Raw genomic sequence first — 20,837 nt, 5'->3', positions numbered from 1 at the left:
GGTGGTGCCATGCTCGCAGCCAGCGCTATCTCCCAGAGCGCCACCGACCCGTTGTCCGGTCTGGTGGTCGGCGACGTCCCCGATCCCGAACCCCAACCCGGCTGGTCGGTGGTCCGCGTCGTCGCCTCGTCGTTGAACATGCACGACCTGTGGACGCTGCGCGGCGTCGGACACCCCGCCGATCGGCTGCCGATCGTGCTCGGATGCGACGCCGCCGGCATCGACCAGGACGGCAACGAAGTCATCGTGCACCCGGTGATCGCCGACCCGGACGCCGGCCGCGGCGACGAGACCCTCGACCCGAACCGGGCGCTGCTGTCCGAACGCCACAACGGCGCGTTCGCCGAATATCTGACCGTGCCCACGCGAAATCTCGTACCAAAGCCGGCTTGGCTCTCCTTCGACCAGGCCGCCTGCCTTCCGGTGGCCTGGACCACCGCCTACCGGATGCTGTTCACCCAAGCCAAGATCACCGCCGGTGACCGGGTCCTGGTGCAGGGCGCCGGTGGCGGCGTGGCCTCCGCGGCGATCAGCCTCGCCGCGGCAGCCGGCGCGGTGGTCTATGCGACCAGCCGCTCCGAGGCCAAGCGCGCCGAGGCGGTCAAATGGGGCGCCTCGGAGGCCGTCGCCACTGGTGACAGGTTGCCGGAAAAGGTCGACGTGGTCATCGAGACCGTCGGCGAAGCCACCTGGTCACACTCGCTCAAGGCGCTACGACCCGGCGGTACGGTCGTGATCGCCGGCGCGACCAGCGGCATGAACCCGCCCGCCGATCTCGGCCGCATCTTCTACCTGCAACAGCGCATCCTCGGCTCGACCGGCTGCACCCGCAGCGAGCTCGTCGCCATGCTGCGGATGATGCAGGCCACCGGGGTGCGCCCGATCATCGACCGCACGCTGCCACTGACCGAGATTTACCAGGGCTTCCAGCTCATGATCGACGGCGAGCTGACCGGCAAGCTCGTCATCCACCCGTCCGGAGGTAAGTGATGCCCGCCGCCCTCGTGGGCCTGTCCCACTCCCCACTGATCGGCAAGAACGACCCGGATCCATCCGTGCTGGCCGCGGTCGAGGACGCCGTCGATCAGGCGCGCGCCTTCGTCCGCAAGTTCGATCCCGAGCTGGTCGTGCTCTATGCGCCTGACCACTACAACGGCTTCTTCTACAAGGAGATGCCACCGTTCTGTCTCGCCACCGCAGCGACCGCGGTCGGCGACTTCGGCTCGGCCGCCGGCCCGCTGTCGGTGGACACCGCCGCCGCGCAGGCCATCGCCGAAGGCGTTCTCGCCCGCGGCGTCGACCTGACCATCTCCGCCCGGATGACCGTCGACCACGGCTTCGTGCAGCCTCTGGAGGTGCTGTTCGGTGGCATCAACCGGGTACCGGTGGTGCCGATCTTCGTCAACGGCGTAGCCACCCCCCTGGGGCCGATCGCCCGGATCCGCGCCCTCGGTGACGCGATCGGCCGGGCCGCCGCCGATCTGGACAAGCGCGTGCTGTTCCTCGGCTCTGGTGGGCTGTCGCACGACCCGCCGGTCCCAGTCCTCGAGGGTGCGCCGCCGCGGGTCGCCGACGCGCTGATCGAGGGGCATTCGCCGACTCCCGAGCAGCGCGCTCGCGGGGAGGAGCGGGTGGTGAAGGCCGGGCGCGACTACGCGGCCGGCTCCACCGCGATGATCCCGATCAACCCCGCCTGGGACAACCTTGTCCTCGACACGCTCGCCGGCGGCTCGCTGGAGCAGGTCGACGCGTGGACGGTCGAGTGGATGGGCGCCGAGGGGGGTGGCTCGGGGCACGAGGTCCGTACCTGGATCGCCGCTTACGCCTCCCTCGCGGCGACCGGGCCGTACACCGTGACCTCGCGCTTCTACCGGGCGATCCCGGAGTGGATCGCCGGCTTCGCGATCACCACCGCCCTGCCTGGCTGAGCTGCTGGGGCACGTCGTCGACAATCCCATGCTCAATGGCAAGACGATCCGGCTCGACCGCGCGCTGCGCCTGGGAGCCCGATAGGTCGGGTGGCCGGCCGTGGACAACCACGGCCGGCCACCTCAGTTGCGCGGCCGGCCCGATCCTGGAGGGCCCGCGTAGGCCTGGGCGAGTGACAACCACTCGATGGCGGCCGGCCCGGTGGCTTCCAGCGCGGTGGCGGCGACGTGCCGGCGTTGGGTGACGACCAGGCAGAAGTCCTCGGCGGGACCGGTGACTCGATCGACGGCCTCCTGCGGGCCCCACTCCCAGCGGGAGCCGTCCGGGGCGTCCAGCTCGACCCGCACCGGTATGCCGGGATCCGGGCGGCCATGGACCTGGAAGCTCCAGCCGAACGTCCGTACCCCCAGATGGGCGATGTGCCGCAAGCGGCCGGAAGGCCGCCGAGGAACCCCGAGAGCGTCGGCGATGTCCTGGCCGTGGGCCCACGTCTCCATCAGCCTCGCGGTGATCGACGAGGCCACGCTCATCGCCGGGCCGAACCACGGCAACCGTCGGTCGGCCGGCAGCGTGGTGTAGATCCGCAGCAGCTCGTCACGTTCGCGGCGCAACCAGGGCACCACTTCCGGCACCATCAATGCCCGGTACCGGACGGCGACCGTCTCCGGTTCGCCGAGAGCATCACGGCGGAACCGGTCGGGATCGGTGATCGCAAGCCGGGTGGCGTGGTCGTAGTAAGCGAGGTGCGTCACCTGGTCGTGGATCGTCCAGCCCTCGGCGGGCGTCGCCAGCGACAGATCGGCACCATTGAGCAACCGGAACAGCTCGTCGGACTCGGCGGCCAGATCCACCCGGAGACTGTTGAGGTCAGCAGGCATCGGCACGCAACGGAGCTTTGAGCACCTTGCCGGTGGCGTTGCGGGGCAGTTCATCTACGAACCGGATCCGGGACGGCACCTTGAAGCCGGCAAGCCGGCCCCGGCACCAGGCGGTCAGCTCGTCGGCGGTGACGGCAGCGCCGACAGCGCGAACAACGAACGCGACACCAGTCTCACCCCAACGATCATCGGGCACCCCGACGACCGCGGTCTGCGCGACGGCGGCATGGGTGTACAAGACGTTCTCCACTTCGGCGGGGTACACATTCTCGCCACCGGAGATGTACATGTCCTTCCAACGGTCGACCAGGACGAGGTGGCCGTCCTCGCCGATCATGGCGGCGTCCCCGGTCCGCAACCAGCCGTCGGCGGTGAACGCCGCCGCGGTGGCGTCGTGCTTGCCCCAGTACCCGGAGGTGACCAGCGGACCGGAGATCTGTAGTTCGCCGGTCTCCCCCACCGTCGCCGGCTCGTCGTCGGCGGTCCGGATGCGGCAGCGCGCGTACAGGGTCGGCAGGCCGATGGTGCCGTTGTGGCTCAATTCCCGGCCGGGCGGCATGGTGGTCACGCAGGCACCGGCCTCGGTGATGCCGTAGACGGTGGTCAGCCGGATCCCGCGTTGTGCCCAGTTCTCCACCAGTGCGGACGGCACCGGTGACCCGCCGACCGCGGCGGTGAACGGCCGCAGCGGCGTGTCGGCGAACCCGGGCAGCTGCTGGACGAACTGATAATTGGCCGGAACGCCGCAGAAATGCGTGATCTCGGCCAGCAGCCTTAGGGTCTGCGCCGGGTCGAACATGCGGGCGACCAGGACGGTGCCGCCCGCATACAGCACCGGGTTGGCGAAAAGGTTGAGGCCGGCCACGTGGAAGGTCGGCAGCACGGTCAGACAGCGGGACTCGGCGGTGACACCGTGGGCGACCAGGATGCCGAGCATGCTCGCAAGCACCCCACGGTGAGTGGCCTGCACGCCCTTGGGCTGGCCGGTGGTGCCCGAGGTGTAGATGATCGTCCACACCGCGTCCGGGTCCACCGGCTCCGGTTCCCAGTCCGCGGGCACCGCTGCGGTGGCCGCGGACTCGTAGGAGTCGTCCCACCCGATGGTGACCGGAACGTCCAGGCCCATGGGGTCACCCTCGTGCAGCAGCACCGCGGGTCGTGCGTCGGCGCGGATACCAGCCAGTTCGGCCGGGGTCAGCCGCCAGTTCAGCGGCACGGCGATGGCCCCGACCACTCCGCAGGCGTAGATCGATTCGAACACCCGGGTGTCGTTGTGGGACAGGATCGCCACCCGATCGCCGGCCTGCACGCCGTACTCGTGCTTCAGCGACCAGGCCAATGACCGGATTCGAGCGGCCAGCTCGCCGTAGCTGGTGTGATGGCCACGGTGCAGATCGATGAGGGCGACCCGTCCGGGATCTCGGGCGGCATGGTGGTCGATCCAGTTCACTGCTGCCTCCTCGAAACGGTCGTGTCAGGCATCGTCGGCGTAACGGTGCCGGGATGCCATCGCTCGTGCCGCCGGGCGGAACGCCTCGTGAACCGGACCGACTCGTCACGGTCAGAGCGTGTGCACAACCAGGTGTCCGGCGTGCAGGGTCTGCACGCTGGGGCGCCGATCGATGGCCGTCCAGCGGTCGGCGTCGGAACCGGAGTTGGGCGGGAACTCCGGATAGTCGCTGCTGGAGATCTGCAGGTGCAGGCGGTGTCCAGGCCGCAGCCGATAACCGGTGTGACCCAGCTCGATGCGAGCGAGCCCGTCAGGACCGGGCGTGGTGAGCAGCCCCTGGCCGCGGACGATCTGGCGGATCTCACCGGACGGCGTGCGGTCGCAGAGTTTCGCGAACACGTCGGTGGTGGGGGCGGTCGAGGAAACCCGTACGTAGAGGTCGACCGACCCGGCCAGGTCGATCGGCGCGTCGGCAACGGGACCGTCGAAACACACGACGTCGGGGTGCTCGGCGGCGACGGCCTCGTCCGGGTATTCGAGGATGAACGCGAACGAGTCACCGATCGTCGACTTCGGAAGGTTCTGCGGATCGTAGTTCCACGTCACGATCTCGGCCGCATCCGGAGCTTCGGTGAGCAGCTCGTCCGTACCCAAATGAAGGGTTTGGGGTTTCGCCTGAGGTGGCGGCCACGACGCGGCATCGCGGTAGCCGACATGGCCGAGGTGCCAGCGCACGCGCGGCAAGGTGGACGGCTCCGACTTCTCGGCGAGGAAGACGTCGAAGAAGTCGATGGCCGGCCCGAGATACTTGACCATCATCCGGTCGAGGGCGTCGTCGTTGCTGTCGTGGTTGTCCTCGGGCCGGATCGGCACGTTGTCGAGGTGGAAGTTCTCGTGATCGGTGGAGTCGGCGTACAGGTACTGCAGGGGCGCCCAGCCCGGTTTCGCGGTCAGGGCCAGATAGTCGCGCATCGAGTACGTGGCGACGTTGTCGAACCAGCCGACGCAATGCAGGGCGGGAACCGGCCGGGCGTCGCTCGGATGGCCCTCGGGGTAGACCGGCACCGGCAGGACTCGCGGCACCATCAGGTCGTACCAGCTGGAACGTTCGCCGACCTCGCGGAAGAACTGCTCGTACACGTCGGTGAGCGGCAGGCGATCCCAATCGAACGCCGCGTCATGGATGTGTTTTCCGGTCCAGCACTGTGCGATGTAGGTGACGAACTGCAACCAGGGCAGGTCCGTGACGGTGCCGTGTTCGAGGTGGTCGAACAGCGGGATGCGCATGCTGGTGACCCTGGGGACGATGGCGCGCAGCGCCGGGTGGTTCGCGCTGACGGCGGCCCATTGGGTGAAGCCGTAGTAGGAGTCGCCGAACATGCCGACCCGGCCGTCGCACCATGGCTGTTTGCTGACCCAGTCGATGGTGTCGTAGCCGTCGCGGACCTCGTTGAGCGGTCCCAGCGGTTCGCCCTCGGACCGGTACTTGCCGCGGACGTCCTGCACGACGAGGGTGTAGCCACGGGCGGTGAGCCGCTTGGCCACTGTTTCCATGAACACGTAGCGGCTGTTCTTGTCGTACGGCAGCCGTACCAGGACCGCCGGGCTGCGGTCGGCCTCGGGCAGGTAGACGTCGGTCGCCAGCCGGATGCCGTCACGCATGACAACTAAGTGCTGCGCGGCAGAGGGGGGTACCGGGCTCGGCTCGAAGCCGATCGCGCCTGGGGCCATCAGAGAACTACCTTTCCGGTTGCCGGTTGGGTTGACGGGGGTTCCGTGTGGCCCGTGACGGTCTTTCCTTCAGCTGTCGCGGCTCGCGTCACTAGCGCAACGCGGACTTCACCGGACGCAGATCGAGCACGTTGTCGCCGAACGGATCGGGTTCGCTGCGCAGCTCGGACTTGGCGACCTTGCCACTGGGCGTATGAGGCAGCGCGTCGCGGAACTCGACGTAGCGCGGGATCTTGAAGGCGGCCAGTCCCTGCCGGCACCACGCTTCGAGCTTCTCGACCGACAGGTCGGCGTCAGCTTTAAGGACGATGACGGCTTTCACCTCTTCCCCGCGGTCGGGGTCGGGTACGGGGATGACGCCGGCTTCCTGTACCTCGGGCAGGCCCATGATGTGCAGTTCCACTTCGGCGCAGCTGATGTTCTCGCCGCTGCGTTTGATCATGTCTTTGAGCCGGCCCTCGAAGTAGTGCAGTCCGTCCGCGTTCTTGCGGACCAGGTCACCGGTGCGGTACCAGCCGCCTTCGAGGAAGAGCTCGGCGTTGACGTCGGGCCGGTTGTGGTAGCCGAGCATCATGCCGGTGCCGCGCAGGCAGAGTTCGCCCGGCTGGCCGGCGGGCACGTCCTGCCCGTACTCGTCGACGATCTTGGTTTCGCGGGTGGCCCAGGCCAGGCCAATGGTGGGTACGCCGACCAGGTCGGTGCGTTCCCACGGCACGAAGGTGCCGTTGCCGGCCTCGGTGCTGGCGTACCAGTCGCGGGCCTGGAGACCGAAGCGCTCTTCAAGGGCGCGATGGGTGTCACCGTAGATACCGGCGATGGGCGCCTTTTTGATGCCCAACTGCCGGTCGTCGTCCCGCTCGGGTTCCTCCAGCATGAACTCGTCGATCCAGGCGAAGTCGATCCGGTGGTCGCGCAGCCATCCCATGAACTTGCGACGGCTCAGGCCTTTGGTGACGTAGAGGGCGCCGCCGCCGGCGAGGGCGATCCAGAAATACGCCTGGTTCTGCATGTAGTAGAACGGGTGGTCGGCCAGCAGCCGCTGCGGCTGGTCGAACAGGGCGCTGGAGTAGACGCCGAACTCCACCCAGTATTCGTGGGTGAGCAGGCAGCCCTTGGGCAGCCCGGTCGTACCGGACGTGAACTGGATGTTGACGACGTCACGCGGGCCCGGCACGTGGGTGCGCGGGGTGACCGGTGACCGCATCAACTCGGTCAGCCGCCCCTCGGCCTCGATGATGTTGGCCGACAGGACCGGGCCCACGGCATCGCCCTCGACGAGTCGCTGCGCGGTCTCACTCGTGGTGATCAGCCAGGTGGCCCCGGCGTCGCGCAGGATGAAGTCGACTTCGCGGGCGGTGTACTTGGGGTTGAGCGGCACTGCGACCGCGCCGGCTTCGATGACGGCCAGCCAGCTCAGCGGGAAGGCTCGGTCGTTGCCGAGCATGATCCCGACCTTGGTGCCCGGTGCGATCCCGGCCTGTTCGAATCCCGACCGTAACTGTGCGATCTGCTGCCGCAGCTGCGCCCAGGTGTAGGACGGCTGGTCGTCTTCGAGGGTGGTCAGGGCGAGCCGGTCGCCCCACGTGGCGGCGGCGTAGTCGAGCGCCTCGGGGATGGTCATCGGGCGCAGGGCGCGCTGGTGGGAGTCCAGGTCGATCGTCAAAGTGGCGGTCATGTGGTTCTCGCTTATGTCGTGGTGATCCAGGTCAGGAGGACGTTTGGCCATGTGGCCGACCACCGCTGAGTAGAATGCGCTATATAGCGCTCACTATATTCTCCGCCATGGGTTTGCCCAGGTAAACGCACCGGCAAGCCGGTCAGTCGTCGGCTGCTGCCGTTCGCAGGTGCAAGGTCAGCCCATCGGTCGTACCGAGGCGCAGGGTCGTGGTCACCGCGGGAATACTCACGGCCAGCCACGGGTCGGAGCCGTCACCCGGGTTGAGGGTGTACTCGGGGTAGTCGGAGCCGGCCAGGTGCAGCATGATCCGGTGGCCGGCCACCAGGCGGTATGCCACGTGCAGCAGACTCATCCGGAATTGCTGCTCGCCGTCGAGGCCGTGCAGGCGCAGGTCACCGCGAGCGATGAGGGTGGCTTCGCCCTGCGGGCTGACATCGAGCAGCCGGGCGAACAGATCGACGCTGCGCAGGGTCGCGGTGAGGCTTCCGGTCAGCTCGACCTCGCCGATCAGCACAACATCATGATCGACTGGGCTGCTCGTGGCGGTGACCACGTCGTTCCGGTCGGCGACTGCGGACAGGTCGGCAGTGGCCAGCATCAGGGCGAACGGGTTTTCGGCGATCGAGGGCACCGGGTGGACGCCGTCGGAGGTCCAGCGCAAGCTGCCACCGTCCGCCGGGCGCAGCTCAGTCAGCACAGCGGTTCGGTCGTCGTCACCGGCCACGGCGTGCAGGGTCCAAGCCCGGCTCCCGGCCGGAGGCCACTGCGTTGCCGAATGCCATCGGTCGTTGACCACTTGGTAGGCCACCCGCGGCGGCGAACTGGCCGATTGTCGGCCCAGGATGTGGTCGAAGAAGTCGAGCGCGGGATCGAGGATGCGCGGGATCAGTTCGGCACGAGCGGCAGCCGACTGGGTGTGGTCGTTGTCGGAGGTGATCGGCACGTCCGCCCGTCGGTAGTTTTCATGATCGATCGCTTCGAAGCGGATGTGCAACTCCGCTGACCAGGTGGGATCCGCCAATAGGGCGGTGAGGTCGGCCCAGGACCAGACGGCGCAGTTGTCATATTGACCGACGGTGAACAATGTCGGCACCGGCCGGGCGTGCAGGAGCTGCTCGATCGAGACGCCGAGTCCTGCCGGGTTCTTCAGGTCGAGATCGTAGCTGGGCGACCGGGTGCCCAGTTCAGTGAAGAACTCCTCAACACCGTCGGCCAGAGGGCGGCGGGTGAAGTCCATGGGCCAGTCGTAAGTGTCGCGACCGACGAAATGAGTGGCGAAATAGGCGCGGCGTGAGGTCTGGTCGACAGTGGTGGTTCCAGCCGCGTGCGTGACGACATTCGCCAACTGGGTGCCGGTCAGGCGTGGTGCGATGGCCCGTAGCGACGGATGCCCGGAGGCGGCCGCGGCGAGCTGGGTCAAGCCGAAGTAGGAGTCGCCCCACATCGTCACGGACCCGTCGCACCAGTCCTGCCGGGCCACCCAGTCGACCGTGTCGTAGCCGTCGTCGACTTCATGGATGGCGAAGACGGTCTCGCCCTCGGAGCGGAACTTTCCGCGGACGTCCTGGATGACGGCGGCATAGCCGCGGCCGGTGATGTGGGTGGCGAGCTCCTCCATAAAGCAGTAGCTGCCGTTCTTGTCGTACGGCAGGCGTACCAGGACTGCCGGCACCGGCGCCGCGGCGCCTGTCGGCAGATAGAGGTCGGCAGCCAGGTGCACGCCGTCGCGCATCGGGACTGCGACTTGCTCAGCGTTCTCGGCCGGCCGGCCGGGACCAAGTCGATCGATCTTCATGGGGGATGTGCTCCCTGCTGGGTGCTCGACGGGGGCGAGTCAGGCGATCGGGGGACGGCGGGTGTGCCAGTCGGTGATCGACTCGAAGGCGGCGGCAGCGGCCAGGACTGCGGCGTCGGCATGCTGGCCGCCGATGATCTGAAGCCCGACGGGCAGGCCCTGGGAGGTGAAGCCGCAGTTGACGGTGATCGCCGGCAGCGCGGCGTGGGTCGGCGACTCGGTCATCCGGTGGAAGTCGAGCATGGGCTCGCGAACGGGCTTGCCGTTGACGTGAGTGTTGCCGGCCTCCGGTCCGGGGTGCGGGAACGCGGCCACCGGCATGGTCGGGGAGACGATCAGGTCGTAGTCCTCGAGAACGGCGAGGAAGCCTTGCAGGATCTGAGTGCGGACGGCGTACTCGGTGTGGAAGAACTCCAGCGCCGTCATCGACTTGCCCTTTTCGGCGATGTACCGGATCGCTGGGTGAATCGCCAGGTCCGGGGGCACCATCGTGAGGGCGTTGGCGAACACCGGACCGTAGACGTTGCCGAAGTACTCGATCGGGTCCGGAACAGTCATCTCGACCTGCTCCGTGTAGGCACCGCCCAGCGATTCCATGCTGAGCACAGCCGCGGTGACGATGGCGAGAACTTCGGTGTCGATCTCCGCCGACCCGAAGTCAGGCGAGAAAGCGATCTTCAGCCCGTGCAGGGACGCGCCGATGGTCGCCCCTTCGAACGACTCGGTCGGCCGGGGAAGGCTCAGCGGCCGTCTCGGGTCCGGCCCGGCCGTGACATCGAGCAGCAGGGCCGCATCGCGCACGTTGCGTGTCAGCGGCCCGACCACGCCGGTGGTGTCCCAGGCGGACTCGCCGTCCGGGATCCGGCCGGGCGAGGACTTGAGGCCGACCACGCCACAGCAGGCAGCCGGAACCCGAATCGAACCGCCACCGTCCGAGCCCCACGCGAAGGGCGCCACACCGCACGCCACCGATGCCGCGGCACCGCCGCTGGAACCACCGGACGTGTGAGTTCCCGCCGCCCACGGCGTCGACGTCTTGCCGGTGAGGCTGGAGTCGGTGATGCCGAGCATGCCCATGTCGGGGGTGGTCGTCTTGCCGATCAGGATCGCGCCGGCGGCCTTCAACCGGGCCCACGAGGTGTCGTCGTGTTCGGGCACGTGACCGGCGAAGGACTTCAACCCGTACGTGGTCTGCACACCGGCGGTGCTGGTCAGGTCCTTCACGGTGATCGGCACCCCGTGCAGGGCGCCGACCGCTTCGCCCCGGGCCAAGTGCTGCTCGGCCTGCTTCGCCTGCTCCAGAGCCTGCTCGGCGGTGACGGTGACGAAGGCGTTGATGTGCGGTTCGACCTTCTCCAACTGTGCAAGCACCGCCGTGACCGCCTCAGTGGGAGACAGTTTCTTGTCCTTGATCGCCGCCGCCATCTCGTGACCGGGCATCCAGACTATGTCGTCGTTACTCACGCTGTTCCTCACTTCTCTCGTGTCCACAGGACGCGCCATGCCGCGACCATCGCGGGCTTGTTCCGGCCCTCCACCTCGAACGCGCAGTCGAGCAGGACCAAGTAGTTCTCGCCGCGAGCAGTGATCTCGCGGATGGTCCCGTGGACCCGGAAGCGGTCGGCGACCGTCAACGGGCTGACGAATCGAACCCGGTCGAGGCCGTAGTTCCAGCCGCTCCAGCGCGGGTCGTCGACATAGACGACCTCATTGACCAGATGATCGAGCAACGACAGGACGTAGAAGCCTTCCATCAGCCCGTCCGGGAAGTGCCCGCCGTCGAGCTGATGGACGTTGTCGTGCACGTAAGTCACCTCGTCGAAAGCGCCGTTACGCTCCGGCGAGGCCGAGAACCATGAGCCTCGGAAGGTACGGCCGGCCAGGCCAGGCACCTCAGCCCAGGTCGCACTGGCGCTGATCGGATCGTCAGCGATCAGGAACACAGACATCCTCCGTACATAGCGTGTCTTATATAGTGGGCGTGATGTACTGCGGTCCGGGTGTTCTCCCGCGACGCGTTCACCCGTGAGGAGCTCGGTTGCCCAGCCCCATCGATGCGCAGCAGCGTCGCCTGGAGATCACGAACGCTTCCATCCGGATCCTGGCCCGGGGCGGCGCCTCGGCACTGACTTTGAAGAGCCTGGCCGAGGAACTCGGTGGATCGATCACCCTGGTGACGCACTTCGTCGCCAACCGGCAGCAACTGTTCGTCGCGATCACCGATGAGCTCATTGCCAGCTACGAGGCCGAACTGGCCTCGATCGACGACGGCCTGGGCGGGTACGACAGGCTGCGCGCCCTCCTGCTCTGGATGGCGCCGACGACGCCGCAGGACATCGAGTCGGAGGCGGGACGGATCGCGCTGATCTCCCAGCGGGCCGGTCACGACGCGATCAGCCATTTCTTCGACGCGATGGAGGAAATAATGCGCACCATGCTGCGCATCCGCCTGGTCGGTCTGGTCGGTGACGACGAACTCGGCTCGGCGGTCGCCTACCTGCGCGCCGTAGTCAACGGGCTGACCCTGTCGGCGGTCGAGCATCCCGGCATGTGGCCGGAGAGCGCCGTGGAACAGGCGGTGGACCGCGCGCTGCGCGGGCTCGGCCTGGCTGCCGACGAGCATATGCTCCCCGACGGCGCCTGAGGGCCGGGTCAGGGCCGGCGCGATCATCGGATCGCCTCCGGTACCGTCTGCGCCCGCACCGGACGCCAGCCCGGGCGCGGGATCGATGCGATCAGCCGTTGCGTGTACTGCTGCTGCGGGCGCGAAAGGACGTCATCGGTCGGGCCGTGCTCGACGACCCGCCCTTCCCGCATCACCAGGCAGCGGTCACTGACCTGCCGGACCACCGCGAGATTGTGCGTGACGAACAGGTAGCTGATCCCGGTGTCGCGTCGCAGGCGGCTGAGCACATTGAGCACTTGTGCTTGGACGCTGACGTCCAGCGCCGATGTCGGTTCATCGAGGATCAGTAGTGACGGCCGCATCGCCAAGGCCCGGGCGACCGCGACTCGCTGGCGTTGCCCCCCGGACAGGCTGCGTGGGAGTTCAGCGGCGTGCCGTTCGTCGAGACCGACCTGCGTCAACAGCTCGGCAACGCGGTCTCGGCGTGCCCCGGCGGGAGTCCGCCGTCCCAGGCTCAGCAATTCGGCGAGGCCGTCGCCGATGCGCTGCCGGCGGTCCAGGGAACCCAACGGGTCCTGGAACACCATCTGTACGCCGGTGTCGCGATGCCGCCGGGAACGGTCGCGAACATCCCGAGCGTTGCCCGCCAGCGTGATCGTTCCCGCGTCGGCTTGCTCCAGACCGGCGATGATGCGGGCGGTCGTGGTCTTGCCGGATCCGGACTCGCCCACGATCGCCAGGCATGATCCCTGCGCGACGGTGAAGCTCACGTCGTCGACCGCGACGTGCTGGCCGAGGTGGCTGCCACGGCCACGGAATACCTTCCGCAGGCCGTCGACCTGCAAGATGTCGCCGGTCATGCCAATTCTCCCACCATCTGATCGGCCACCTGCTCGGCGCGGTGACATGCCACGGTGTGAGTGCCGATCTGCCGGGCCGCCGGCCGCTCCGCGGTGCACTCGTCGACCGCGAACCGGCATCGGGAGGCGAACACGCATCCGCGACCGACTTCGAATGCCGACATGGGCCGGCCGGGAATCGCGGCGAGCTGTTCGACGGTGTCGAGGCTCGGCCGTGAGCGCAGCAAGCCGGCGGTGTAGGGGTGCCTCGGGGCGGCGACGATGTCGGCGGCCGGTCCCTGCTCCACGACGACTCCGGCGTACATGACCGCCAGCTGGTCGTTGATCGCCGCAGCGAGGTCGAGGTCGTGAGTGATGAACAGCATGCCGATCGATCGTTCGCGCAGCTGCTCGAGCAGGATCGCGACCACGTCCGCCTGAACGGTGACGTCCAACGCGGTGGTCGGCTCATCGGCGAGGACCAGTTGAGGCGACGACATCAGGGCCATCACGATCATCACCCGTTGCAGCAGACCACCGGAGAGTTCGTGCGGGTACTGGCGCAGACGCCGAGCCGGGTCAGAGATGCCGACCTCACGCAATAGGGCGGCGGCCCGTTCGAGCGCGTCCCGGCGCGACAACTGTTTGGCGCCGACGACGCCCTCGACGAGGAAGTCACCGATGGTGACCAGCGGGTTGGTATGCGCCCGCGGATCCTGGTAGATGGTCGAGACGTCACGGGCGCGGAAGGCGCTCCAGCGTTTGCGGTCGAAACCGCGGATGTCCTGGCCGCGGAACCGTAGCCCCCCGTTGACGACGGCGCCCCGCGGCAGCAGTCCGGTCACGGCTTTGGCGGTCATCGACTTGCCGGAACCGGATTCACCCACCAGCCCCAGCGACTGGCCAGGCGCGACGGTCAAGGTCACGTCGTGGATAACACGTCGTAGCTCGCCTTGACGTGTGCGCGGCGGAAGGTCGATCTGCAGGTGCTCGATGTCGAGCAGCGCCTCCGTCATCGGTGGCCTCCCGTGTCCGGGCTGAGCCGTTCGCCCAGCAGGTTGAAGGCCACGACCGAGACGACGATCAGCAGGCCGGCGGCGAGGCTCTGTGTCAAGGAACCGTTGAGCAGCTGAGTCGCCCCGTCGCTGAGGATCAGTCCCCAGTCGGCATCGGGCGGCTGCACGCCGACTCCGAGGAAGGAGGTGGTACCGAAGTCCAGCAACGCGGAACCGAAACCGATGGTCGCCTGAGCCAGAATGATCGGTGCGACGTTGGGCAGAACATGCCGCGTGCAGATGCGCCACGCCGACATCCCGGCCAGTTCGCACGCTTCGATGTACGGCAGTTGACGCTCGATCAGGGCGGCGCTGCGCACGACACGGGCCACGTACGGCGTGTATGCCAGCGACAGCGCCAGGACCGGCGCCCAGAACCCAGCGCCGAAGGCGGCACCCGCGACGATCGCGATCAGCACACCGGGAATGGCGAACATGACGTTGACCGCTCTGGTCAGCAGCGCGTCGATCCATCCACCACGCCAAGCCGACAGGATCGCCAGTGTGGTCCCGGCGGTGATACTTACCGCAACGATGATCAGTGGGCCGGTGAAGCTGAGCCGGGCGCCGGCCATCAGCCGTGACAGCAGATCACGGCCCAGCGCGTCGGTGCCGAGCAGGTGCTGCGCCGAGGGTCCTTGCGAGGCGGCCAGGACATCGGTCTGGGCCGGAGGGTACGGCGTCAGGTAGGGCCCGAGGACGGCGAGCAGGATCAGCAGCGCGCACACCAGCACGACGGCCAGTGCCAGCCTGTCGCTGTGGCGTACTGAACGGGCGGCCCGCCTGATGCGTCCGGAGGCCAGGGGTACAGCGGTCATCGCGAGCCTCCCGAATGCCGGCTGCGGGGATCCAGCACCGTCTGCGCGATGTCGAGCAGGTTCGTGACGATCACGAAAACGACCACGATCAGCACCGATACCGCCATGACGACCTGGTAGTCCTTGTTGAGCACGCTCTTGACCAGGAGGGAGCCGATGCCGTCGATACCGAACGCGGTCTCGACGACGACGGTCCCGGCGACCAGGCCGGCGATGGTCAATCCGGAGGCCGTCATCACCGGCAGGGAAGCGTTGCGCAGGATGTGTCGACGCAGCACGATCGCACGACTCAGGCCCCGGCCGACGGCCGTGGCGACGTGCTCCTTGCCGGCCTCTTCCCGTACCGCTGTCATCGTCATCTGCGCGACGTAGGCGGCCCAGCTCAGCGACAGTGCCAGCGCGGGGAGGGCCAGATGGTAGATGCGGTCGACGATTCCGTTGCCCGCGCCGTAGGTGGGGAACCAGCCGAGCTTCACCGCGAAGACGCCGATCAGGATGCTGGCGGACACATACGCGGGGATCGAGATGCCGGCGCCGACCAAACCGCTGACCAATGGTCGCCAACGGTCGCTGATCCCACCCAGCGTGCCGGTCACCACACCAATCACGGTGATCAGCACGGCCGCCATGGCAACCAGGAAGAGCGTTGTCATGATCCGCGGCTCGATCAGGCGCCAGACATCCTGCCGATAAGTCACCGAGCGTCCGAGATCGCCCTGAACCGCATCGGTGAGCCAATGACCGAATCGCACAATGAAGGGTTGGTCCAGGCCGAGTTCGTGACGGGCTGCGGCCCGTTCCGCGGCGGTGGCTCGCTGGCCGACGAGTTGGTCGGCCGGATCGCCGGGGGTCAGCGACAGCGCGGAGAAGACCAGTAACGCCGCGATGGCGACCGTCGCCGCCGCGCCGGCGAGTTTTCGTACCGCGGTGTCGGCGACCGGGACCAGGCGAGCCCGCCACGGTGGGGGCAACCTGCCGTCGTGTGAGGTGGACAGTGCAGTGGTCATCGGCTTCCCGCTGAAGGTGAGCCTGTCTCCGGGACAGTGCTGAGTGGGTTTCCGGCCCGGCAGGATGTGCCACCGGGATGCGAGGTGCGGGTGCCGCGGCGCAGTTTCCGGGTCACCCGCACGGATCACGATGCGGAGCCGACGAAGGCCATGTTGGGCATGGACCAGTACGCGAAGGAAGTGACCGCTCCGGCGAGGCGTTTGTTGAGGAATGTGACGGTGTTCGAGCTCACCAGCGGGACCAGCGTGTTCGCTTTCTCCCACAGCGGTTGCGCTTCGATGAGCAGCTTGGCGCGTTCGGTGTCGTCGAAGGTGGCCGCGGCCTGGTTGAGCTTCTGGATCAGTTCCTTGTCGTTGTGACCGGTGTAGTTGTAGGGCGAGCCGGGAAGGAACTCGAACAGGAGCGGCTCGAGTGGATCGGCCACCGAGTTGAAGCTCGCACCCAACAGGAGGTCGATATCTTTACGCTTGCTGGCGTCGTAATTCGCCTGGGAGAACGCCAAGGAGCCCATGCTCTGCAACTTGACGGTCACACCCGCCTGCCCGGCCTGCTGCTGGATCAGTTGAGCGAGCTGATTGGTCGTCGGGTCGCCGGACGCGTACGCCAGCACGAGCGATTCGCCTTTGTAGGCCGACTTCCCGATCTGCTCCTTGGCCGCGGCCAGGTCGTATGAGCGGGAGGTGACGAACTGCTGGTAGGCCTGTTGATACGCCGCTGTCTGGTCCGTCGGCCAGGTTCGCGGCGTGACCGCGGTGTACAGCGGCTCGGCCGCGCCGTGGTAGATCGCCTTGACGAGTGCTTCCCGATCGATGATCCGTTGCAAGCCGTTCATGAAATTCGTGTCGGCGGTGACTCCACCCGGGTTGGCCACCATGAGGGACACACCCTCGGTCGAGGGGCCGAAGTAGATCTTGCCGGTGGCGGCTTTCTGCAACGCCGGAATCGCGGCCGGTGGAATCTGATAGGCACCGTCGATGTCGCCGGATTCCAGGGCCTGAGTCAGATTGGTGGCATCGGTGACGAAGGTGAATTTGACCTGCTTCGCCAGCGGTTTGCGGGAGGTGTCCCAGTAACTCTCGTTGCGCGACATCGTGATCGAGTCGCCAGACGCCCACCCGTCGAGCTTGAACGGGCCACTACACATCAGCCCGCCCGCCGACGTACCCAGGTTCTTGCCCGCCTTCTCCGCGAAAGCCTTCTCGTAGATGACGCCGGCGATGTCGGTCATCTCGGTGTTGAACTTCTGGTCCGGCGTGGAGAAGGTGACCGTGACCTGCTTGTCGCTGGTGGCCTCGATCGAAGCCACCGACGCGAAGAAGGAACTGACGATGCTGTCCTTCTTGGCCCGCTGCAAGCTGTAGACGATGTCGTCGACGGTCACCGGCTTGCCGTCCCAGAAGCGCGCACCGGCTCGCAGTGTGTACACCAGCTTCGTAGGCGACTCCTGCTTGTAGTCGGCCAGGCCGGGCGACATGTTGTAGTCGGCGTCATAACGCACCAGCGTGTCGCACAGATTCATGACGACCTGGCCGCCGCTGTAGGTGGCCGCGTTCGGCGGGTCCAGGGTGTCCGGCTCGCCGGCGGTGAGATTCCACGTCACCGTGCCGACCTCGCCAGCGGCCTTTCCTGCCGTTGAAGTCAGCTTCGGCGCGTCGGCCTGGGTGGCCGGGCTGGCCGATGAGCCCGAGCAGGCGGTCAGCAGCGTGGAGAAGAGGGCAACGCCGGCGATGGAGGCACGGCGCCATGGCGGGCGCGCTATGGCTGACTCAGGCATGGGTCTCCTTCTGTATACGTAGCGAGGCCGCCACCAGCGGTCCATCACGGTGTAACGCAGGTTACATAGCGGGTAATGTATAGCGGACTTTATGTACTGGCAATGGCCGACTTCCGCCAGGTCATCGACCCGACTTTGAGGCAGCAACCTGCAGGCGCACCGCAGAGCGCAACGTTGCTGGGCGCTGCACATCGACATCCGGCGCCCACGCGGCCGGCACCCACGCGGGCCGCCTCAAGCTCCGTCGACTCGAAGGAAAAGAACCACTCCGCTGTCAAGAGCTCACAGCCCGGTCCCCGCGGTCAGTCAGAGAAGGAGTCAGCGGCGGAGACGACCCGGCGGCCCATGACCTGGCATTGCCGTCGCGACCACGGACGTCGAATCTCGCAGAGCAACCCGTCGGCACCGCGGCCTGTCGCGCACACCGGGCCCGGTTGATCTACCCATGCAGGCTCCTCGGTCTACGGGTGCCGATGACGTACGTCACGTCTTGCGTAGCGCTCACTGTATATTGATCGCTACACACTTTGGCAAGACCTGTTGACCGTGAGCTTCTCCGGCTGCCATCGACGGCATTTCGACACGACTGCGCCAGCCGAAACCACGCGTCTAGTGCCGGACGACGACGTCGATGACACCGTGGGGTTCCTGAGGTGTCCATCAACGGCGTCGTCCTCTCCACCGCAAAGCGACCCGGCTCAGATAGCGGACGCCCGCCCTGCCGAACGGCGCGAATCACCCGTTACAGGCCTCGCCTGCCACTACTGGAGGTAGACAGGACGCGTGCGCCAGCCGCGGCACCGGCTGCGCACCGGCGATCTGATGAGGCGGGACGAGAGGGGCGTCTACCACTTCGAAGGGCGCCGCAAGGAGCTCATCCGGCGCAGCGGAGTCAATGTCGCTCCGGCCGAGGTCGAGGCCGTGCTCGCCCGGCATCCCCGACGTGCTCGACGCCGCCGTCGTCCCGGTCGCCGACGCGGTGATGGGCGAAGAAATCAAGGCGTACATGGAGCTCGTACCCGGCGCCGAATTCGCTCCGGACACTCTTGCGGATTCTGCGCCGCACACCTGTCGCCGCCCAAGGTGCCGCGGTTCATCGAGCACCGGCAGACGCCCTTTCCGCGCACGCCGTCGCACCGTATCCGCAAGGCGGAGCTGAGTGTCGACGGCGTGCATACCACGACAGACGCATGGGACCGCAGGCAACACATCAAAGGTCAGGGTGCCGCGTCCACCATCGGGTCGCCCGCTCATAGCGAGCACAGACCGAAATGACGTCGGCGTCGGCCCACAGCGGTCCGATGAACTGCAGTCCGACCGGCAGGCCATCGGCGGTGAAGCCACCAGGAACGCTGATGGCCGGCAAGCCGGCATGAGCGGGCGGCTCGGTCATCATGTGGATGAAGTGGCCCAGACCCGGGATCCGCCTGCCCTCGACCACCGCGCTGGGACCACTGTCCCCGCCATGCGGGAATGCCGGAACGGCGGTTGTGGGGCTGACGAGCACGTCGGCGCCGTCCATGGCAGCCCGGAAGGCTTTGTAGATGGCGGTCTTCCCCGTGCGAAACGCCTCACTCACCTGGCGGCCGGTCACCGACTTCGCCCGCTCGCCCAGCTCCGTCACGGCCGGCCAAATCTCGACACCCCAGCCCTGCATATCTTCCACGAACGTCTGGTACGCATGGCCGTTGACGTGGTCGAAGAAGACTTCGGTGTCGGGAAGCTCGATCTGCACCTCCTCGACCACCGCGCCCGCGGCTCGCATGTCCTCGAGAGCTGCGGTGAAGACGCGGCGCGTCTCCGGGTCCAGAACCCGCTGGCCGAGGTCATAGCAGGCGGCGATCCGGACGCCCGAGAGATCCCCCGGCGTCCGGGCGGCCTCGACGTAGTCGCGGGTGTCCCGGGGAAGGGAGAACCGGTCACTCGGGTGGTGGCCCGAGGTTGCCTGGAGCACCATCGCCGCATCGAGCACCGTCCGCGCGATCGGGCCTTCCGTCTCGTCGCCGTCCGTCGCGTCGGCCATGGGGATCCGGCCGATGGAGGGTTTGATGCCGACCACGCCGCACAGAGAGGACGGCACCCGGATCGAGCCGCCGCCGTCCGAGCCCCAGGCGATCGGTCCGACGCCCGCCGCGACGGCGGCCGCGGCGCCCCCGCTGGAGCCGCCGGCGTTGTACCCCGGCTTCCACGGGGTACTGGTCGAACCGGTCAGCTTGCTCTCCGTGACACCGATCAGGCCGAACTCGGGGGTCGTGGTCTTACCCAGCAGGATGACACCCTGCTCCTTCAGCCGGGCCCAGCCGATGCCATCCTCGTCCGGGACGTTGTCCGCGAAAGCCACGCATCCGTACGTCGTACGTACGCCCTTGGTGTCGGTGAGATCCTTGACGGTCATCGGTACGCCGTACAGCGCCGGCAACTCCTCGCCGGCCCGGAAGCGCCGCTCGGCATCCACTGCTTGCGCTCGCGCCTGTTCCACGGTCGCGGTAACCATGATGTTCAGGACCGGTTGCACCCGCTCCATGCGCTCCAACAGCGCGTCGACCACCTCCACCGGAGATACGTCGCGGCTTCGGTAGAGCTCACCGAGCTCCGCCGCGCTCTTCCAGACGAGGTCGTCGCTCATGCGATCTCCTTGCTCGGGGTTGAGTGTCGACACGGGTGTCAGGCCCGCCGGGACTTCTCGAGTTGACCGCGGGGCAGCTGGTAGGCCCACCAGTCCGCGACCATCGCCGGTCGATCCGCGCCCTCAACCGTGAAGGTGCACCGCCGGAGAACCTTGAATCCCCCGTCCTTCGGCCGGATCTCAAGGGTCTCGAACCGCGGGACGACACGGTCACCGAGGTGAACCTGAGAGACGAAACGGACGCTGTCCAGGCCGTAGTTCAGGCCCCACATCTCGCCGGCTTTGTCTCCCAGGGCGAACTGTAGTACCGGGTCGACCAGCGCGAGCAGGTGGAATCCCTCGACCAACGTCTCGGGGAACTCAGGAACGTCGCCCTCGGGGTAGGCGCGATCGACCCAGGTACCCCTCTCGAAGTGATCGCTGTCTTCCCGGCTCACGACGAACGCCTCCCCGATGATCACTTCGCCGACTACCGCCGCGACCACGCCGTCCGAGTTCGAAGAGTCGCTCATCCGCACATCCCTGTCCGCCGAGGGGTTCACAACCTTGCGACGGACCTTATATAACGTCCATCACACGTAGCAAGGCGTTCGGCGCGCCGGATTCGAGCTTGCTGCGTCATCGGACCTG

General features: G+C 67.4%; 17 protein-coding genes. 3 read left to right on the top strand and 14 right to left on the bottom strand.

The genetic code is table 11. From position 1 onward, the window contains the following. Positions 1 to 9: 9 nt before the first annotated feature. Both ACFY36_RS48930 and ACFY36_RS48925 read left to right on the top strand, forming a co-directional pair. Positions 10 to 990: a zinc-binding dehydrogenase gene (locus tag ACFY36_RS48930; RefSeq protein WP_499752787.1), complete on the top strand. Its 981-nt coding sequence runs from the start codon at positions 10 to 12 to the stop codon at positions 988 to 990. Next, on the top strand, positions 990 to 1,928 hold the full coding sequence (locus ACFY36_RS48925) for a 3-carboxyethylcatechol 2,3-dioxygenase (protein WP_499752786.1): 939 nt from the start codon (positions 990 to 992) through the stop codon (positions 1,926 to 1,928). The genes ACFY36_RS48930 and ACFY36_RS48925 overlap by 1 nt, the downstream gene beginning before the upstream one ends. A 123-nt stretch (positions 1,929 to 2,051) precedes the next feature. Here ACFY36_RS48925 and ACFY36_RS48920 read toward each other — a convergent pair whose 3' ends face one another. The 7 genes from ACFY36_RS48920 to ACFY36_RS48890 form a co-directional block, all read right to left on the bottom strand. After that, the gene (locus tag ACFY36_RS48920) at positions 2,052 to 2,807 is read right to left on the bottom strand and encodes a TIGR03084 family metal-binding protein (protein ID WP_499752844.1); all 756 of its coding nucleotides are present in this window, start codon (positions 2,805 to 2,807) and stop codon (positions 2,052 to 2,054) included. After that, positions 2,797 to 4,257, bottom strand: a complete 1,461-nt coding sequence (locus ACFY36_RS48915) for an AMP-binding protein (RefSeq protein ID WP_499752785.1) — start codon at positions 4,255 to 4,257, stop codon at positions 2,797 to 2,799. Before ACFY36_RS48915 ends, ACFY36_RS48920 begins: the two co-directional genes overlap by 11 nt. A gap of 111 nt (positions 4,258 to 4,368) precedes the next feature. Further along, positions 4,369 to 5,919, bottom strand: coding sequence for a CocE/NonD family hydrolase (locus ACFY36_RS48910; protein WP_499752784.1), 1,551 nt, complete (start codon positions 5,917 to 5,919; stop codon positions 4,369 to 4,371). A gap of 160 nt (positions 5,920 to 6,079) precedes the next feature. Then, entirely contained in the window at positions 6,080 to 7,663 is a 1,584-nt protein-coding gene (locus tag ACFY36_RS48905; RefSeq protein WP_499752783.1) for a class I adenylate-forming enzyme family protein, read from the bottom strand. Between the two features lie 142 nt (positions 7,664 to 7,805). After that, complete coding sequence (locus tag ACFY36_RS48900; protein ID WP_499752782.1) at positions 7,806 to 9,461, bottom strand: CocE/NonD family hydrolase; 1,656 nt, start codon at positions 9,459 to 9,461, stop codon at positions 7,806 to 7,808. A gap of 39 nt (positions 9,462 to 9,500) precedes the next feature. Beyond that, a complete protein-coding gene (locus ACFY36_RS48895) occupies positions 9,501 to 10,925 on the bottom strand; it encodes an amidase (protein WP_499752781.1) in 1,425 nt (474 codons plus the stop codon). Between the two features lie 8 nt (positions 10,926 to 10,933). Then, complete coding sequence (locus tag ACFY36_RS48890; RefSeq protein ID WP_499752780.1) at positions 10,934 to 11,410, bottom strand: hotdog family protein; 477 nt, start codon at positions 11,408 to 11,410, stop codon at positions 10,934 to 10,936. An 89-nt stretch (positions 11,411 to 11,499) separates the two neighbouring features. Here ACFY36_RS48890 and ACFY36_RS48885 point away from each other — a divergent pair, with 89 nt between their 5' ends. Then, positions 11,500 to 12,105 (top strand): TetR/AcrR family transcriptional regulator, encoded by a 606-nt coding sequence (locus ACFY36_RS48885; protein WP_499752779.1) that lies wholly within the window; start codon positions 11,500 to 11,502, stop codon positions 12,103 to 12,105. A 23-nt stretch (positions 12,106 to 12,128) separates the two neighbouring features. Here ACFY36_RS48885 and ACFY36_RS48880 read toward each other — a convergent pair whose 3' ends face one another. The 7 genes from ACFY36_RS48880 to ACFY36_RS48850 form a co-directional block, all read right to left on the bottom strand. Continuing rightward, positions 12,129 to 12,947: an ABC transporter ATP-binding protein gene (locus ACFY36_RS48880; RefSeq protein WP_499752778.1), complete on the bottom strand. Its 819-nt coding sequence runs from the start codon at positions 12,945 to 12,947 to the stop codon at positions 12,129 to 12,131. After that, on the bottom strand, positions 12,944 to 13,942 hold the full coding sequence (locus tag ACFY36_RS48875) for an ABC transporter ATP-binding protein (protein ID WP_499752777.1): 999 nt from the start codon (positions 13,940 to 13,942) through the stop codon (positions 12,944 to 12,946). The genes ACFY36_RS48880 and ACFY36_RS48875 overlap by 4 nt, the downstream gene beginning before the upstream one ends. Further along, positions 13,939 to 14,799 carry an ABC transporter permease gene (locus ACFY36_RS48870; RefSeq protein ID WP_499752776.1) on the bottom strand — a complete coding sequence of 287 codons (861 nt, stop codon included), beginning with the start codon at positions 14,797 to 14,799 and terminating at the stop codon, positions 13,939 to 13,941. The genes ACFY36_RS48875 and ACFY36_RS48870 overlap by 4 nt, the downstream gene beginning before the upstream one ends. Further along, positions 14,796 to 15,806: an ABC transporter permease gene (locus ACFY36_RS48865; protein ID WP_499752775.1), complete on the bottom strand. Its 1,011-nt coding sequence runs from the start codon at positions 15,804 to 15,806 to the stop codon at positions 14,796 to 14,798. Before ACFY36_RS48865 ends, ACFY36_RS48870 begins: the two co-directional genes overlap by 4 nt. A gap of 125 nt (positions 15,807 to 15,931) precedes the next feature. Further along, on the bottom strand, positions 15,932 to 17,581 hold the full coding sequence (locus tag ACFY36_RS48860) for an ABC transporter substrate-binding protein (protein ID WP_499752774.1): 1,650 nt from the start codon (positions 17,579 to 17,581) through the stop codon (positions 15,932 to 15,934). Positions 17,582 to 18,791: 1,210 nt separating this feature from the next. Continuing rightward, positions 18,792 to 20,207: an amidase gene (locus ACFY36_RS48855; RefSeq protein ID WP_499752773.1), complete on the bottom strand. Its 1,416-nt coding sequence runs from the start codon at positions 20,205 to 20,207 to the stop codon at positions 18,792 to 18,794. Between the two features lie 38 nt (positions 20,208 to 20,245). Then, a complete protein-coding gene (locus ACFY36_RS48850) occupies positions 20,246 to 20,719 on the bottom strand; it encodes a hotdog family protein (protein ID WP_499752772.1) in 474 nt (157 codons plus the stop codon). Between the last annotated feature and the right edge of the window lie 118 nt (positions 20,720 to 20,837).

It is taken from the genome of Actinoplanes sp. NPDC000266 (genome assembly GCF_042899005.1).
Classification (GTDB): Bacteria; Actinomycetota; Actinomycetes; order Mycobacteriales; family Micromonosporaceae; genus Actinoplanes.
The sequence above is the reverse complement of the archived record's forward strand: the minus strand, read 5'-3'. Positions and strand labels throughout refer to the sequence as shown.